The organism is Vibrio sp. CAU 1672, from assembly GCF_029223195.1.
Lineage (GTDB): Bacteria > Pseudomonadota > Gammaproteobacteria > Enterobacterales > Vibrionaceae > Vibrio.
Window position 1 is genome coordinate 17,022 of sequence record NZ_JARHUF010000019.1, and the last position, 17,122, is coordinate 34,143.

The 17,122-nt window shown below is 49.3% G+C and carries 17 protein-coding genes; 7 read left to right on the top strand and 10 right to left on the bottom strand.

What is annotated here, in order from left to right:
- Window positions 1–49: 49 nt before the first annotated feature.
- On the bottom strand, window positions 50–925 hold the full coding sequence (locus tag P2G85_RS15780; RefSeq protein ID WP_275865024.1) for a nuclear transport factor 2 family protein: 876 nt from the start codon (window positions 923–925) through the stop codon (window positions 50–52).
- A 113-nt stretch (window positions 926–1,038) separates the two neighbouring features.
- On the bottom strand, window positions 1,039–1,893 hold the full coding sequence (locus P2G85_RS15785; protein ID WP_275865025.1) for an SDR family oxidoreductase: 855 nt from the start codon (window positions 1,891–1,893) through the stop codon (window positions 1,039–1,041).
- 118 nt (window positions 1,894–2,011) lie between these two features.
- Here P2G85_RS15785 and P2G85_RS15790 point away from each other — a divergent pair, with 118 nt between their 5' ends.
- The 4 genes from P2G85_RS15790 to P2G85_RS15805 all read left to right on the top strand — a co-directional run bounded on the left by P2G85_RS15790 (window position 2,012) and on the right by P2G85_RS15805 (window position 6,088).
- The gene (locus P2G85_RS15790; RefSeq protein ID WP_275865026.1) at window positions 2,012–2,899 is read left to right on the top strand and encodes a LysR family transcriptional regulator; all 888 of its coding nucleotides are present in this window, start codon (window positions 2,012–2,014) and stop codon (window positions 2,897–2,899) included.
- 237 nt (window positions 2,900–3,136) lie between these two features.
- On the top strand, window positions 3,137–3,364 hold the full coding sequence (locus P2G85_RS15795) for a hypothetical protein (protein ID WP_275865027.1): 228 nt from the start codon (window positions 3,137–3,139) through the stop codon (window positions 3,362–3,364).
- Window positions 3,361–4,944: an SgrR family transcriptional regulator gene (locus P2G85_RS15800; RefSeq protein ID WP_275865028.1), complete on the top strand. Its 1,584-nt coding sequence runs from the start codon at window positions 3,361–3,363 to the stop codon at window positions 4,942–4,944. Before P2G85_RS15795 ends, P2G85_RS15800 begins: the two co-directional genes overlap by 4 nt.
- A 262-nt stretch (window positions 4,945–5,206) precedes the next feature.
- Window positions 5,207–6,088, top strand: a complete 882-nt coding sequence (locus tag P2G85_RS15805) for a patatin-like phospholipase family protein (RefSeq protein ID WP_275865029.1) — start codon at window positions 5,207–5,209, stop codon at window positions 6,086–6,088.
- 100 nt (window positions 6,089–6,188) lie between these two features.
- Here P2G85_RS15805 and P2G85_RS15810 read toward each other — a convergent pair whose 3' ends face one another.
- The 4 genes from P2G85_RS15810 to ppiC form a co-directional block, all read right to left on the bottom strand.
- Entirely contained in the window at window positions 6,189–6,533 is a 345-nt protein-coding gene (locus P2G85_RS15810; protein WP_275865030.1) for a YajD family HNH nuclease, read from the bottom strand.
- A gap of 286 nt (window positions 6,534–6,819) precedes the next feature.
- Entirely contained in the window at window positions 6,820–8,721 is a 1,902-nt protein-coding gene (locus P2G85_RS15815; protein WP_275865031.1) for a S8 family serine peptidase, read from the bottom strand.
- A gap of 226 nt (window positions 8,722–8,947) precedes the next feature.
- Window positions 8,948–9,076 (bottom strand): hypothetical protein, encoded by a 129-nt coding sequence (locus P2G85_RS15820; RefSeq protein ID WP_275865032.1) that lies wholly within the window; start codon window positions 9,074–9,076, stop codon window positions 8,948–8,950.
- 272 nt (window positions 9,077–9,348) lie between these two features.
- The gene (gene ppiC / locus P2G85_RS15825) at window positions 9,349–9,627 is read right to left on the bottom strand and encodes a peptidylprolyl isomerase PpiC (protein WP_005375342.1); all 279 of its coding nucleotides are present in this window, start codon (window positions 9,625–9,627) and stop codon (window positions 9,349–9,351) included.
- A gap of 285 nt (window positions 9,628–9,912) precedes the next feature.
- On the opposite strand from ppiC, the gene P2G85_RS15830 reads away from it, so the two are divergent.
- The 3 genes from P2G85_RS15830 to P2G85_RS15840 all read left to right on the top strand — a co-directional run bounded on the left by P2G85_RS15830 (window position 9,913) and on the right by P2G85_RS15840 (window position 13,836).
- Window positions 9,913–11,049, top strand: coding sequence for a Glu/Leu/Phe/Val dehydrogenase (locus P2G85_RS15830; protein ID WP_275865033.1), 1,137 nt, complete (start codon window positions 9,913–9,915; stop codon window positions 11,047–11,049).
- 30 nt (window positions 11,050–11,079) lie between these two features.
- A complete protein-coding gene (locus tag P2G85_RS15835; protein WP_275865034.1) occupies window positions 11,080–12,801 on the top strand; it encodes an AMP-binding protein in 1,722 nt (573 codons plus the stop codon).
- A gap of 120 nt (window positions 12,802–12,921) precedes the next feature.
- Window positions 12,922–13,836, top strand: a complete 915-nt coding sequence (locus P2G85_RS15840) for a chemotaxis protein (protein WP_275865035.1) — start codon at window positions 12,922–12,924, stop codon at window positions 13,834–13,836.
- A gap of 32 nt (window positions 13,837–13,868) precedes the next feature.
- Here the strand turns inward: P2G85_RS15840 and P2G85_RS15845 are convergent, their stop codons facing one another.
- The 4 genes from P2G85_RS15845 to hutW form a co-directional block, all read right to left on the bottom strand.
- Window positions 13,869–14,405, bottom strand: a complete 537-nt coding sequence (locus tag P2G85_RS15845; RefSeq protein ID WP_275865036.1) for an ATP:cob(I)alamin adenosyltransferase — start codon at window positions 14,403–14,405, stop codon at window positions 13,869–13,871.
- A gap of 81 nt (window positions 14,406–14,486) precedes the next feature.
- A complete protein-coding gene (gene hutZ / locus P2G85_RS15850; RefSeq protein WP_275865037.1) occupies window positions 14,487–15,017 on the bottom strand; it encodes a heme utilization protein HutZ in 531 nt (176 codons plus the stop codon).
- A gap of 111 nt (window positions 15,018–15,128) precedes the next feature.
- Entirely contained in the window at window positions 15,129–15,632 is a 504-nt protein-coding gene (gene hutX, locus P2G85_RS15855; RefSeq protein WP_275865038.1) for a heme utilization cystosolic carrier protein HutX, read from the bottom strand.
- Window positions 15,633–15,653: 21 nt separating this feature from the next.
- A complete protein-coding gene (gene hutW, locus P2G85_RS15860; protein WP_275865039.1) occupies window positions 15,654–17,024 on the bottom strand; it encodes a heme anaerobic degradation radical SAM methyltransferase ChuW/HutW in 1,371 nt (456 codons plus the stop codon).
- Window positions 17,025–17,122 lie beyond the last annotated feature (98 nt).

Below are 17,122 nucleotides of genomic sequence, written 5' to 3' on the forward strand. Positions count from 1 at the left end.
CAGCCAACGTCAAAAAAAGAGCCTCTTAATAAGAGGCTCTTTTTGTTAGTTAAAACATGCCATTATCATGCGCCATTTTTTCCGGAATTTCCTGAATAATATCCCAGTGCTCAACTATTTTATCGTCTTCAATACGGAACAAATCATAGAACGCTTGTGGTTTGCCATTCCATCGCCCTGCGCTTTGGGTCAGGACAAAATTACCTTCACCTAAAATACGATGAACCTTATGGTACTCGAACATATTATTCTGCGATGCTAAGTAGGTAAGTGCTTCATTCAGGCCATCTAAGCCATCTTTTACCATGGTGTTATGCTGATCGTATTGCTCTGTACTAATGTATTCCGTGATGTTTTCAGGCGCCTTGCCGAAAAAAACATCTTCCATAAAGTTGGCAACCAGTTGCTTGTTCGCTTGAGTTTTGTCGGTATCAGTTACCAATGTCGGCCCATCGAACTGTGAACGGCCACTTGCGGTATCTTTGACAACCGGAGCGACAGCATCCCAGTGCTCGGCAACCTGGCCATCTTGCATACGCCAGACATCAAATGTGACCACTTCCCTGGCGCCGAATGCTTCCGCGTTATCATAGGTGTTGTGCATGATGATAAAGTCACCATCTTCCAGGAGACGATGAGTTTTATAGGTCAACCCTGCCTCTTTTAACACAGGCAGAAAACCAAGTGCAGGCGCCAGTCCTGTAGGTACATGAGGATTATGCTGAACATAATCTTCACGGAAATATTCTTTCATTGCTTCGGCGTCAAAGTCTTTAAAGAATGCATCTTGCGCCTTCACCGCTGTCTGTTTCATCGGTGTATTAACCATCTGGTTATTTGAAGTAGCTGTTGTATTTGTACATGCACTAAGCAATGATGCCGTCGTCAGCAGCGCTGCAGAAATGTACGCATTTGATATTTTCATTGTGTTAATTCCTAAAGGTTATCCTCACTACCAGCAAGCACCTTTATTTGCCGTTGTCGTTGAAATATAAACCGTCGCTCTGCTCCACATAAATTCGGAGCAAACAATAGCGATTAATCAATGATTGCTTTGATCATTTCACTTAGGTTTGTTGTAGGACGACCGATCAAAGCACTTAATTCACCCTGATCATCAAACAATCCTTCCTTCGAAGCGCCGGTATCAGAATTTGCAAGCAGTGCCGCGAATGGCTCAGGCAGTCCGGCACCAACAAGGGCTTGTTTAAATTCATGTTCAGGCAGGTTTACGTAAGGTATTGCTTTACCTGACTCCTGACTGACTAACGCCGCCAGATCAGCGAGTGTGTATGCCCCATCGCCAGCCAGCTCATAAACTTTTCCGGCTTGTGGTTCGTCTGATGCAATGACCACAGCAGCAGCTTCTGCATAATCTTCTCTCGCAGCTGAGCTTATCCGGCCCTCACCTGCACTACCAATATATGCCCCATGCGCAATGGCCGACGCGACGCTGGCAAGATAGTTCTCCGTATACCAACCGTTGCGAAGCAGCACAAATGGTACCCCGCTCTCTTTCAGGTATTGCTCTGTTTCAATGTGCTCTGCGGCCAGTCCTAAAGGCGACGAGTCTGCATGCAGTAAGCTTGTATAAGCGATAAGCGAAACACCTTGGCTTTTTGCCGCGTCGATAACATTGCGGTGTTGTGCCACTCTCTGGCCCAACTCGCTCGAAGAGATAAGCAGAATTTTGTCTGCGCCATCGAACGCTTTTTCCAGCGTTTCAGGCCTTGAGTAATCTGCTTCACGCACCTGCACACCCATGGCGGCTAAATCACCGGCCTTTTCAGGAGTACGAACCGCAGCAACAATTTCTGACGCGTCGACTTTGCGGACTAAATGTTTGATCACCAGACGGCCAAGCTGGCCATTAGCACCTGTTACAACAATCATATGTCTAGCTCCATGTGTTTCTCAATTGTGTTGCGATAACTATATAGTTTCGTTATTGATTGATAATTAGCAGACATATAAACTCATAGTTAAATGTGACTAAACTATAAGTAAGTAAATGATCTCACTAGATGACATGATGGTGTTTACTAAGGTGGTCGAAACCCAGTCTTTTACCAAAGCTGCAGAACAGTTAGGCATTGGCAAAGCTCGGGTGTCCCAGATCGTGACCAAACTTGAGCAAGGGTTAAATACCCGCCTGCTGCAACGAACTACACGTTCGCTGTCACTGACTGACACCGGAGTCCGCTACTACAAAAAGTGTTTGATGATTAAAGAGCTGGCAATGGAGGCCAACACGGAAGCCCAGAAGTTCAGTAACGAGCCAACTGGCCTGATCCGCATTTCAACGCCGATCGGCAACGCAGGATACATACGCCTCTTCAGTAAGTTTCTCAGTCAGTATCCGAAAATTCAGCTTGAAGTGGTGGAGAGTGACAGCTACAGCAACTTAATCGAATCCCGCTGCGATATCGCAATTCGTGCTTCATCTGCACTCGAAGATTCCAGCCTGTATGCCACTAAAATTGGTGAGTTTGATGATATCCTTTGTGCGTCACCACAGTACTTGCAGGATGTTGTTCAGTTACAGTCAGCACAAGATCTGCTTAAACTCGACTGGGTAAGCCACGATATTGTGCATGGGGAAAAACTATTAATCCTAAAGTCGCCACAGGGAGAAATCAGGCTGAGCAAAAAGCCCAAAGTACGGGTGCGCACTACAAACTCACTAAAAGGATTCCTGCTCAATCATATGGGATTTGGTATTTTGCCAGACTTTGCGGTTAAAGATGAACTGGCTAGCGGTGAACTGGTCAGGATCCTCCCACAAGTCCATGACGTTCGTATTCCGTTGTATGCTGTGTATCAGAACAAGGCATTAATGCCGCTAAGGACGCGTACTTTGATAGATTTCCTCAAGCAAGAAGCGAGCTCTTACCCTTAAGGTTCTCTCAACAGCATCGAATCCGCCATGGCTCATGCAGTATCAACGAACCCCATATATCATGGCACCTCAATACCTCTGTTCAGGAGGCCAACTCACAATGCCACTGCAGTTAGCTTCCTTGAAACAATAAGCTTCCTTGAAGGAATAAAACCGGAACAGTCCAGAAATCTGTTCCGGTTTTATTTTTCCCGGGTCATATAGCCTATCTGAGTTCAAATCGGAAAGGTAAACATCATGACTATCTATGACTACATTGCAAACTATATCCAATCCACTTATAAATATGAGAAAAACCAAGGCTTTTGGGCTCGACTGTTTTATTTATCGCCAGCGGAAAGAGTTCAGCGTCTCAACGAAATTTTCGATACGAATAAGTTTTGGGAGAGCACCTCGGCTTTCACTGCTACTCAGACACAAGCCTCGGAACAACAGCCTGAACAAAAATACCGCAAGCAAAAATGAACAAACGTAAATTAGAACTCTACGAAGATCTCTTCAAGAAAGTAGGGCCCGGCGCTAACAAGGTCACCATTGGCGACATTGTCGGCGCTTTCAACTGCAGTGACAGACATGCCCGCACGTTACTCAAACATATGGCTGAAAACAGCTGGTTAACTTGGCATCCAATGAAAGGGCGAGGACAGAAAGGGGAGCTTAACTGTCATATCGAACCTATTCAGGCGTGCTATCAGGCGGTAGATATTGCTATCGAACAAGGAAAATATGAGCAGGCATATCAGCTCATTGGTTTCAATGGACGCGACGTTGCTTTCGGTTTAAAGCATTATTTGGGCCGGGCATCCAGCCAAAGTGAGAAAACCATATATGCCCCCTTTCACAGAAAGCTAGGCTGGTTACACCCTCATCACTCAATGGAACGGACAGAAAGGCACCTGATTCACGAAATATTCCAGACTCTGGTGAGTTATCATGGTTCAGAACTCAAAGGAGAGCTTGCTCATCACTGGGAAAGTGATGAAGACCATATGCGATGGTGTTTTTATCTGCGCTCAGGGGCAACCTTTCATGATCAGTCCCCAGTGACTGCGGCAGATGTCGTTGAAAGCCTCAGGGCTTTAACTATATCTTCATACTGGCAAAGACTTTACGACCACATCAATCTAATAGAAGCGGTTTCGACGTACTGCGTAGTTATCACTTTAAAGGACGCCGATCCCGGTTTACCTTACTTACTAACCAGGGCCGAAGCTTCGATCATACCGCAACGTAATATCTATCAACCAGAGGGAACCTACGCGCCTATAGGTTCAGGCCCATTTATCGTTGACATCCACTCCAGCAAAGTTCTTAGACTTAAGAGGAATAATCACTACAACGGTCAGAATGCACTCATTGAACAGATCGAAATCTGGATTCACCAAGAATGGGCACTGGATAAAAAATGTGCCGAAAATTTCTTCTTTCTTGATGGTGATGAGAAAAACTATAAAGTATCCACGACCAATATTGGGTACTTCTTTATCCTTATAAATCATCGTGGTTTACAAACTAAAGCGACCAAAAATGCACTACTCAGGCTTTTAGAAAGTAATGAGGCAGCGTCTTTTGAGCTGCCCTTCCCTATTTCATTTAGTTACGAGAATAACAATGACAACCGTAGCTTTGCTACTGCGTTAATGAACATACGCTCTCCGGCAAAAGCTAAGCCATCGGGCAGTCAGGTAGTATATGGCCATAGCCTATCAAACCAGGATCTGGCTATCGGCGGAATTCGGCTGGAAGGAGACCGGGCAACCAGTTTATTCGCCTTCTTTAAGCTTTACCCTTATTGGGACAAGAACCTGACCTGGAAGCAACATGAAAATCTACAACAGGTTTTGCAGGCAGTACGTCGTTGTGTGTCGCCTACTCAGCGGGAGGAATTACTCGACAGCTTGCTTGTAACACTTTATGACAGCAACGTACTAGCTATCATAAAGTCAGAGGATCTGATGTTAACCGTCCCATCGAGGGTTCGAAACGTAGAAATAAACTCAATTGGGTGGTGCAGTTTTGCAAAGCTTTGGATAGACCACAACTGAGCGAGTCGGATATCGATGAGTGGCGACTGGATCGGTAGAGATATCATCTAGTACAGTGAAACAAGCATTCACGGTTATGGCGGAATCTTCATCAAACATTGAAAAACGATAACTCAGTGGCCAAACTTGATTAACTTCTGCCCCCTGATACCAAACCAAACTCCTGATGATTCGTGAAGGGAATGAAGATTCGCAAACCCGAAAGTCTGCTAGTAAACAATGTGTTATTATTTTTCTCCGGAGTGTTTGAAGGAATGAAAAGATGGCAAAAACAATCTCACTAGTGCTGGGCAGTGGTGGCGCCAGAGGCCTGGTCCATATTGGCATCATTCGCTGGTTGATTGAAAACGGTTATCAGATCAAATCCATCTCTGGCTGTTCTATTGGTGCACTCATCGGGGGCATATATGCCGCTGGCGAGTTAGATGAATTTGAACAGTGGATCACTAGTATTGATCAGAAAGATATAGCGATGATGCTTGATTTCTCATGGCAATCCAGTGGTATGTTCAAAGGAGATAGGATTGTCGAGACCCTGCGTGAACTCATCGGTGATGTTTCTATCGAAGAGCTGCCTATCACCTATACTGCGGTAGCAGCGAATGTCGCCAATGAAAAAGAGGTCTGGATCAAATCGGGCTCACTGTTTGATGCCATTCGCGCTTCCATTTCATTGCCACTATTTTTCACCCCACACACCATTAATGGTGAAGCGCTAATTGATGGTGGGGTATTAAACCCGGTTCCCATTGCCCCTACCTTTGGCGACAACACAGACCTCACCCTCGCGGTCAACTTAGGTGGCGAGCCCGAAGTGCTTACCCAGAAGGTGCCACTAACAGCTCAACAACCAATGGAAAGTAAGCTTCATCACAAGATCACACATTTCATCGATAGCTTAGGCAGCAGCGTAAAAAGTAAAATGAGCTTTAACTTTGCCGCCTACGATATTGCCAACCAGGCATTTGATGCTATGCAATCCACCATTGCCCGCCAAAAACTGGCGGCCTATCCCGCGGACATCACACTAGAGGTACCGCGAAACGCGTGTGGCACACTACAGTTTGAGCGCTCTCAAGAGATGATTGATCGTGGTTATCAATTGGCAAAAGAGAAACTGGGTAAGCAGCTTTCGTTAACGTGAGGGGCTTGCCTACCGGCTGCCACTAACTCTGTTACACAAACATATTTTGTGGGCATACATGTTTTAGCATACAAACCCCAAGTCGCAGAGCACGGCAAAATCACTTCTTCATCATCTTTGCTAAATCAGCAAATGGGTTGTATGTCGCCGCTTGGTGTTCATCTTCCCCTGGCTTTATCTCACTGCCGTAACGTTCATGCTCCAGATATTTACTATGTTCGTGATCGTGGCAATAGAGGCACAACAACTCCCAGTTACTTCCATCTTCTGGATTATTCGTGTGGTCATGATCTTTATGATGTACCGTTAATTCACGTAGATTCGAATATACAAACTCCCGGGCACAGCGTCCGCATACCCAAGGATAGAGTTTAAGTGCTTTCTCTCGATAATCAGCTTCTTTACGTGCGTAATTTGCACTGGTTCCGTAATAATCTGAAGACATGTTGGTATTCCATAAATAGCATTTGTCCTCAGATGCTAACATGAGTGTAAATTGGAAAAAATGACCAAAGAGCACAAAAGGCACTAAAACAGATCGTTCAGAAATGCCGTATTCATAACAGGATCACGTCACCCTTACTACCACAATGCTTCGCTAACCGCCTCTTAGAACAAGAGCTGGCTTACGTTCACTGCAAATCCTTCTTGGTCATGCGAGTTTAAATACAAACAGCACTAACCTGAAAGTAAACAAAAGGCCCACATCTGCGGGCCTCTTTTCAGGGTGATCATTTGTTCGGTTTGCCCCCTCCTTTGCCACCACCTTTACCGCCGCCCTTGCCGGCAACTGTGACGTTGATGGTCCAGTCACTCCAGAACACGGAACCATCGCTTTGCTGGATGGTGCCAACCCGGTAATGCACTTCGCCACTGGCACTGGAATCTTCGAATGTCGTTGCCGTTGGATCAAGAACCTCCCAGTTGGTCAGGCTTTGCCATCGGTTGCGTTTGGCATTCCAGCTCTCGCGCTCAACCCTAAAGCCAGCAATGCCATCCTGATCCCCAAAATAGTCCCAATCAAGCGAGACAATGCTACTGTTGACGGCTATCGAGAGATTCTCCGGCGCTGTAACCACCTTAGGCGGCGGTTCTGAAGGGGTTGCGGTCAGGGCGCCAACCAGATTAAGCCGTCCGTATTGGGAGATGCTCAGCAGATCCTGGCCACCAGCGCCAGTCGGATCGGCCCCCTGTTCCAGCATCATGCGGATCATCTGGTTGCACGCTACGCCGGAAGCGTCCTGACAAGCCGCTGGATCGGACAACTGGTCCGCATATTTGTCTGCCCAGAGCAAAGCGGCGGCACCGGCGACATGAGGGCTGGCCATGGAGGTGCCGGACTGCCAGTGAACACAGGCGTCATTGTCGTAATCGAAGCTGCCACATAACTCATTGGGCAGCGTGGAGAGGATATTATCACCGGGTGCCAGCAGCGACACCCAATCGCTGCCATAAGTGGAAAAACTGGCCCGGTTGTCATCGTCATCGGTGGCACCTACGGCTATGACGTTGTCGTAGGCCGCGGGGTAGTTTTTGATCGGGTCCCCTGCGTTACCGGCCGCGCTCACCAGCAATACGCCTTTTCCCCAGGCGTAGTTAACGGCATCGTTTTCCGACTGGCTGTAACCGGCCAGGCTAACCGGGTTGCTGTCGGCATCGATTTCATCGGAGGCATAACTCATGTTGACCACGTGGTAGCCATTATCGGCGGCATAGGTGATGGCATCGATTGATGAGGACAGCGGACATACGCCCATGGCGCTGGTGAGGATACATCCGAAAAAGGGGTCGCAGACATAGATCAGGTATTCGTAGCAGGCCTTCAGGTTGCCGACGGAACTGTTGAAACCAACCCCGGCAATACCAATACCGTTGTCGGTCTGACCGGCTGCGATGCCAGCGACATGGGTGCCGTGCCCAAGCACATCCTCAAGGGTATCGCTTTGGTAGTCGGTGACGAATTTCTGTTGCTCGACACATTTGCCGTTGCCGAACTCAATGCTACTGACTGTGTCTCCTGCCATACGGCAATCGATACCGGAATCAAGGATGGCTATCTTGACGGCCGGATCGCCTTTAGTAACAGCCCAGGCTTCGGGCGCATTGATATCGGCACCAGGCAGCCCGGACGCGGCGTCCAGATACGGGCCAAACAGGGGATCATTTACAACCACCGAATGTGTCTGGCCGGTATTGTTGAGCCCCCACTGCTCAGAGAAGTAATCACTGGCGTAGATATTGGCACTATCTCCTTCAGTGGGAATGTACTGGACAGTGGTGATGCGGTTGAGATCGGGCTCGGCGTACAATACGTTGGGGTTCTGGTTAAACCGGATTAACTGCGTTTGCACCGTCCCGGCGGGTACCTGCAGTACATGCACCTCAATGCCAGCTATCACCTTGAGAGACTTGGCGTGGCTCTCACGCATCAGTTCCCCCACCTCAGACGCCGCTGCGCCGGGGCGAAATTTGACCAAAATGCGATCCGGTGCATAGGCGGGAGGTGGCGTAGTATGGATGATACCGGGACGGCTCTCGGGGTAAGCCTGCGGGAGGGTCAGGCTTTCTGGTACAGCCGCCTGCGCCGACGCAAACGACAGCAACAGGGTCGACAAGAATAATGAATGACGCATGGCACAATACTCCGTGTTGGGCGAGTTCCTTACTTAGCCGGGGAACTCCATTTGCCAGATGAAATGGCAACGGGTACGACACAAATCCCATCAAGACCTTTTAGCTCAGAATAGAAGCCGGATTCTGCATTTTCCAACAAGGGGGCTGACAACTACTGCATAGTCTCGAGAATAGAACAATGGCAAGAATAGGAAAACGGATCTGTCGCGGTCAGCCATGCCACTCTCAATGCTCCTTGGCTGCCATATCCAGGTTCTTCTTGTCCTGATTCCCTACCCAAAACTGCAATTTATCGTCAACGAAATGTTTCACATAGAAACGAGGGAGGTAGTGGTGTAATTGAAATGAACTCATTTGACTTTCTACTTAGCTGTTAGTTGATAAGACCATTTGCAGCCAATGCAATAACTCACCACCAGCAAAATGTAATCAATGTAAGTCAAAAAAATGAGGGAGATTGTGGATTAAAAAACAAAACGGGGCATTAATGAGTTCAAAAATGGCAGGCTAATGAGAAGAACGAATCGAGTCGCACCTGCCATAGTGTCAGAGAATGTATGAGTGAGTTCAGATAGTGTTTAAGCCACCCGAAAGCCAGCTTACTGTATCTAAGCAGACTCTGAGTCTTACGTACGATACAACACTTTCACTACATGCCAGCCGAACTTGGTTTTGACCAGGTGCGGGGTCAGCACTTCACCACTAAAACAGACTTTATCAAACTGTGGCACCATCTGGCCGCGGCGAAACTCACCCAGGTCACCGCCCCGTTTACCCGAAGGACAGGTTGAATATTTTTTTGCCAGCGTTTGAAATTTAGCGCCTTTCTTCAGCTGCTTGATGATGTCTTCAGCTTGTTCTTTGTGCTTTACCAGAATATGTAAAGCGGCTGCGGTGTTTGCCATGGATGTGCCTCTCAAAATATCGAACGCGCAAGTTTACCCAAAATCGGGGGTCAAGCTCAAGGCTGGCACCAACAAAACAGTGGCAGCTGTTTAACCCACTCCCAGCCCGCCTAGACCAGAGGCCCATTAGCGTTCGCCTGTAAATAATCGAAAATCAACACATTAATGCTTATGGCGTTGGCATCTGACCCTGCTCACTCTAACAACTTTTTTTTACCACCACACCGCACAACCACCACAAAGCCGACTATCTTATAAACAGTATCGAATGATAGGCATATGATTATGTTGAAGTTAGATTTCCCCTTTTCTGATCAATTCGGACCTTTCAAAGTCATTCAGGTTTATGAGCCCTCGGTTAATCTCAAAGCGGCACTGATTGTCGATAATGTCGCACTTGGCCCTTCCATCGGCGGTATCCGTATGGCCTCTGATGTGACGCTGGAAGAGTGTTTCCGCCTGGCGAGAGCGATGACGTTCAAAAACGCCGCAGCGGGGCTACCACATGGCGGTGGCAAAGCCGTTATCTGCGCCGATCCCAAAATGCCTGAAGCAGAAAAGCAGGCGCTGGTGCGGGCATTCTGTCAGGCACTGCGTAATGAAGAAAGCTACATTTTTGCCCCGGATATGGGCATGGATGAGACTTGTATGGCGTGGATTCGTGATGAAGTGGGCCGGGTGGTTGGCCTGCCCCAGGAACTGGGCGGGATCCCGCTGGATCAACTCGGCGCGACCGGCTGGGGACTATCGCATGCGATTGACGTCGTTGCCAGTGAGCGTGGCTTCAGTCTCCAGAGCGCGCGGTTTGTTGTCCAGGGCTTTGGCGCGGTCGGCAAACATGTCAGCCGCTTTCTGGCACAGCGCGGTGCGCTGCTGGTCGGTGTGTCTGACTCACGCGGGGCGATCCATCAGCCAGGCGGACTGGATGTTAACGCACTGATGGCGCTCAAAGACGCCGGACAATCTGTCATAGATTACGACGGTGCTAGCATCATCAGCCCAGACCATTTGCTGGATCTGGACTGTGATATCTGGATACCGGCGGCACGGCCCGATGTGATCAACGACGACAACGTCCAGCGCCTGAAAGCTAAGGTAGTGGTACAAGGTGCCAATATTCCGTGCACTCCCGGGGCAGAAGCGTATCTGCACCAGCACGGGATCCTGTGCCTGCCGGATTTTATTGCCAACGCGGGTGGCGTGATTTGTGCAGCCATGGAATACCACGGCGCTACCCAGGACGCCGCTTTTCAATCGATTGAAGAAAAAATACGGCGCAATACCGAACAAGTGCTCAGCTTGGCTGGCAGCCAATCTTTGTTGCCACGTGAGGCGGCGCTCCAACTGGCCAAGGCACGCTTGAAACGGGCGATGGCAAACCGGCGTTATTCGCTGTTTTCAACCGCGCCCCATTTCCTGTAAACACGTACCTGATTCAGTAAGGAAGGCAATATGGTCGCCAAAAGTTATTTCCATCGTGGCGGAAGCCAGCCCTTAATCGGTAAAACCATCGCCGAGCACTTTATTGCAATGGCCCGTCAGTACCCCGATCGTGAGGCAGTGGTGTCCATCCCCCAGCAACGGCGTTTGTCTTACCAGGCGCTGAGCGATGAGATAGATATTCTGGCCAAAGGCCTGCTGGGTGCAGGATTTACTAAAGGAGACCGGATTGGAGTCTGGTCAACCAACAACCTTGAGTGGCTGGTACTGCAAATGGCGACTGCACGGATTGGGGCGATCCTGGTCAATATCAATCCGGCATACCGACAACGCGAGCTGGCGTATGCGCTGCAATGTTCCGAGGTTCAGGGCCTGTTTGTCATCCCGTCATTTCGTGACAGCAATTATGTGGCGATGCTGCAAGCCCTGCTGCCACAGCTCAACGAAGCGAGACAAACGCCGGCAGCCCCCCTGGAGAATGCCGAGTTCCCTCATTTACGCTCAGTGGTGATCTATGATCCGGCCCATCCGCAGCAAACCAAACGCCCGGCCCCGGGTTTTGGTGTCTGGTCAGATATTGTTGCTGCGGGGGCGTCAGTAACTAGCCAACAATTAGAGCAGCACTGCGCGAGCCTCGACTGTGACGACCCGATCAATATCCAGTACACCTCAGGGACCACCGGTTTCCCTAAAGCGGTGATGCTGACGCACTTTAACATTCTCAACAACGCCTATTTTGCCGCGCTGGCGATGCGTTTTACTGAACAAGACAAACTGTGTGTACCGGTACCGTTTTACCACTGCTTTGGCATGGTGCTCGCCAACCTGACGTGTTTATCCGTCGGCGCGTGTATTGTCATCCCGTCTGAGCATTTTGATCCCCAGGCCACCCTGCAGGCTGTCGACAGCGAAAAGTGTACCGCGCTGCATGGCGTGCCGACCATGTTCATTGCTGAGATGGAACTGCCGGAGTTTGCCGACTATGACATGAGTTCACTGCGGACCGGTATTATGGCCGGAGCCACCTGCCCGCCCGCACTGATGGTCAGAGTAATGGAGGATCTTAACTGCCGTGAAATCCTCATCGGCTACGGGCAAACCGAAGCTGGCCCGCTAACGCACCTGACCGAAATCCACGACTCGTTGACCCGGCGCACCGAAACCGTCGGGAAAAACCTGCCGCATCAGGAAGTCAAAGTGGTGGAGATTCACACCGGGGCTACGCTGCCACTGGGCGAAATCGGTGAGATCTGCTTCCGCGGGTATAACATCATGCAGGGCTACTACGGCAACGAAGAGGCCACCCGTGAAGCGATTGATCAAGCTGGTTGGCTGCATTCGGGCGACCTGGGGGTGATGGATGACGAAGGCTACGTGAAAATCACCGGCCGGATCAAAGAAATGATCATACGCGGCGGTGAAAACATCTACCCCCGTGAAATTGAAGAGTTTCTTTTCTCCCATCCGAAAATTCAGCAGGTCGCCGTGTTCGGCGTTCCGGATCCCTTCTATGGTGAAGAGGTCGCAAGCTGGATCCAGCTTCACCCCGGCGAGGAGATGTCACCAGACGAACTGAAATCCTTCTGCCAAGGGGAGTTAACCCACTTCAAAATTCCCAAGTTCATCCGGTTTGTCGACCGTTTCCCGATGACCGTTACCGGTAAGTTACAAAAATTCCGCATGCGCGAGCAGGAAATAGAAAAACAGCAACCTCCACAGAACGGAACAAGTTAAACCACTCGCTTTTTGGAAAATTTCGTATGCAGCTCAAATAACTTACATTATGGTGTTAAAGGTAATACGTGTTAAACTGAAATACTTTAAATAAGAACGTCGCATCGCTAAGGTAATTTCATGGCAAAATCAATCAGTAAGGCCAATCAGTCTCAAGGCATGTTGCTGTTTAAACTGTCTCTTCAGCAACATTTTGCAATCGGAACACTGAAAGTCCGTGAAATCGTACCTTACATGCCAACGACCAAGATCCCGTACTCACACCACCATGTGATTGGGACAGTGACCATCCGTGACCTCACGGTACCAGTCATCGACATGGCGGCCGCGATTGGTCTGCGCCCCATCCATAAAGACGAATATGAGAGCTGTTACCTCATCGTCACTGACTGCCTGAGAACCGTGGTGGCGTTTATGGTCAGAAGCATCGAAAAGATCATCGAGTGCGACTGGAAATCGATTGAATCGCCACCGCAAAGTGCCGGCAACAACATCTTTGTCACCGGGATCACCCGCTATGAGAACCAAATCGTGCAGATGCTCGATGTTGAGCTGTTGCTGTCGAAAATCTACCCGCAATATGAAAGTGCCAAGATCCCAATGCTCACCGATGTGGAGCGTGAACGGTTGAAAGCGCTGAACATCCTGCTGGTTGATGACTCATCCATCGCACGCAAGCAGCTCAGCGATGCGCTCGATAACATCAATATTCCTTATCAGATCTGTAACAACGGCAGCGATGCCCTGGCGCTGATGAAGCGAGATGCCCAGGCAAATAATCCGGTTAACCTGCTGGTCAGTGATATCGAAATGCCGGGACTGGATGGCTATGAACTTGCGTTTGAAGCACAAAATGATCCCCAGCTGAGCCAGGCCTACCTGATCCTGCACACGTCACTTTCGAGTGAAATTTGTGTCGACCGGGCCCATCAGGTCGGGGCGCATGAAGCGCTGGAGAAATTCAATGCCGGTGAGCTGATCGAAGCCATGTTGCGCGGCGCGAAAACGCTGGAAGCACAGGCAATGGCTTCTTAACCTAACCGTACTTACGGCAAGAGACCGATAAGTTATTTTTTCACCACGGTGTAACTGCGGGAAACAAATTCAGTTTCCTGCACTTGTTGCGTATGGTTGACGTACGATGCCAGGCTGTACAACACGTTTGCCAGCAAATTGGCGTACCGGAATAAGATCGGATCAGGTTGCCTGGTACCGGAATGTTCAATCACCACCAGTGCCCGCACCACTTTTTTCGCCAAACAACGACACAAGTGCAGCTGGCTCGCAACCGGGTGCCCGCCGGGTAGCACAAACCCTTTAAAGCCCCCATCAATATGCGCTTTTATTGCCGCATAATCGCTTTTAAGCTCGTCCAGTTCTGCTTGCGTAATCGCTAACTTTCCACGCACGGAACCATTAACGTGATACAGGTTCGGCTGCATACGGGTGAGAATATCGCGGCTAAAACTGTCCAGCTCCATGGATAATATCAGCCCGATACGGCTGCACAGCTCATCCGCCGTGATTTCAAAATCACACACCGGGCTGTCTTCATAGATGAACGGGTAACAGATTTCATCAGGTTCCTTGCTTACTGGTCTCATGCTTTTCTCCCGATATAAAAAAGGGAGTCAGTATAACCTAACTCCCTCTTTGCATTCATCATTTTGCCATAGCACACCTGATCAGGCGCTTTCGATTTTCTTATGGCCTTCCTGCAGGTGAACAAAATCCACCAAATCATCACCGGAAACCTGATAAGCCTGACCAAAGCCTTTCACAAACAGGCCTTGTTCGGCTTTAAGGTTGAACAGAACAAAGTCCTCCAGCTGACTCAGGCCATCAATGATGTCACCAAAACGCACTTGCATTTGACCAATGACCTGCTGCCATATTTCCGTATCACGCTCGACAACGGTGGCAACCGCATCAAACGTCAGGCGCTTACGCGCAAACAACTGCTTAGACGAGCCTTCATCCTCGATCATCATCAAAGAAACATTCGGGTTCTCCAGCAGGTTGCGCGCGTGGCGGGCAATCTGGGAAATAAGAACAAAGTAACCTTCCTGGTTTTGCACATAAGGAGCGTAACTCACGTTCGGGCGCCCTTTAGCGTCGACAGTCGCCAGCTGAAGTGTACGGCGCTCCTGGCGAAACGCCTTTATTTCAGGCCCCAGACGGCCTTGTAAACGTTCTTGTTTGACTTGTTGATCCATTTTGATCCCTAACTTTACTTATTATAGTTTTCCGGGTTTAAACCCGGTTATTCTTTACTGAACAGCTTCGGCTGTCGTGCGCTCCATCAACACAGTGCGCGTATGCCAAAATTACGTGTTGAGCTCTGCTTGCATCGCGCGAAATACACTGACTTGTTCTTCGAACAGCCCCCGCTTCTTATCACGGCCGAGGTAGATCTTGAAAACAGTGCTACCACACTCGGAGAAAAAGCCGAAGTAGTGGCTTTCACGTCCCATGAATGGCTTACTCACTAAAGCAATGTTTTGCACGTTATCGAGTTTAAGATGGCCGTGCAACTCACCGTCCTTACCCATAAGATTGTAGTAACCACGAGCCACTTTACCTTTCGGAAATGGCGCTTTTACTTCAAAGATAGAGCCGAAAGACTGCACAATCGTCGTGACCGGGCCAAATCCAACCAGGCTTTCAAGAATGCTCTGCGCCTGGTCTCCTGGTGCCAGCGCTACCATGCTTTGCGGAAGAGCTGCGACCACTTCAAACTCAGAGATGCCCAGGCGCTCTGCCATTACCGCAGGTAACAGTTGAGGCTCTTGCGCTAGTAGCGTCTCAACCTGTTGCTTAATTGATTCCATTATTTTTCCATTTCGTTCTGATTAACTATTCGATACTTGCGGCATTGTTTGCTTCATCTCCGAAGTCAATACCTGAATACATGCCTGAGCCAAGGAGACTGCCCAGAAGCTACCGGCGAGGGTCAGCACCAGACTGCGCGCTTCAAGCTCAACCAGACCCTTGCCCTGCCATACTCTGAATAATGGCATCAAGAAATCAAAGCTATCCTGACCGGCAATTAGCGGGAGCTTGCTTGCCTGGACAATCCCGCGATCAAAGCCAGATTTAAGCGCGGCAAAAAGTGGCTCCAGCGGACTCTGCTTCATCATCATCGCAATGGTGCTTTGCCCTTCATTCACAGCCTGGACATAAGTATCTAACCTGCGGTGTTGCATCATGCCATAGCCACCAATATTACCGCCGGCGCCACAGCCTAGCGGCAACACTTCGGCATAGGTTTTGGCTAAGCTGTTGTACAAACTGCGTTCACGGTTATCGACTGCCCAATGGTTCACGCTTAGCTGCTTCATATGCTGCCTGGCCATAAAGTTGGCCCCCAGCTCGTACATAGCGGCTTTTTCCGGCGTCGTGGCTGGTGGGGGGATCTTGCCCTTCTCGACCAGGTTTAACATCGGCGCGCTACCGCCCACCACTAACTGGTATAAGTCCAGGCCATGAGCCCCGGTCGACATAAAGTCATTTAAGTCTTGTTCGAGCACTTCTCTGGTTTGGTAAGGCAGGCCATAAAGCAAATCTATAATGACGGGAATCTGGTCTTCTTTCGCCAGCTCCGTGATTCGCTGTAATACCACCTCGCGATCATCAAGGCGTTTGGCACTGCGCCTAACCTGGGTATTGAAGCTCTGCACACCAAATGAGAAACGGTTAAACCCGCCATCCAGTGCACTTTGGTAAAGCTCATCAGAGAAACGGTTGATACGACCTTCAAGGGTGATTTCGCAATCTGCCGCCAGTGGGAAATAATCCTGAATAACCTGGCCCAAGACACGTATCTGCTCTGGTGACAAATCTGTTGGGGTGCCACCACCAATATATACCGCATGAAAGGTGCCACTTTGCGTCCATGCCAGCGCCGCTTTTTCTTTCAGCTCTTTCATCAGAGCATCGAAATACTCATCTACCAGCTTACGGCTCGCGGCATTTTGGAAAAAATTGCAAAAAGTACAACGCACACGACAAAACGGGACATGCACATATAAACAACGTTTGTTGTTCTGTGCCTCTGCTACCGCGGTAATTCTGTCAAGAATCTCTCTTTGCTGAGGCGGCGGCACTGGCGTGCTACTCCCCCCCGCATGTGCGGAATGCTTTTTGACAAAAGCAAAACGCAGCGGATCAGGGCTGTCACTTCCCAGAATTGATTCGTCAAATTTATCGATATCGACGCTCATATTTACTCACTTAAAGCCCACCAGATATAGGACCAAGGCTCATATCAAAAAACTGTCCGGATCATAATTTGCACGAAATGATAATGCAATTGATAATT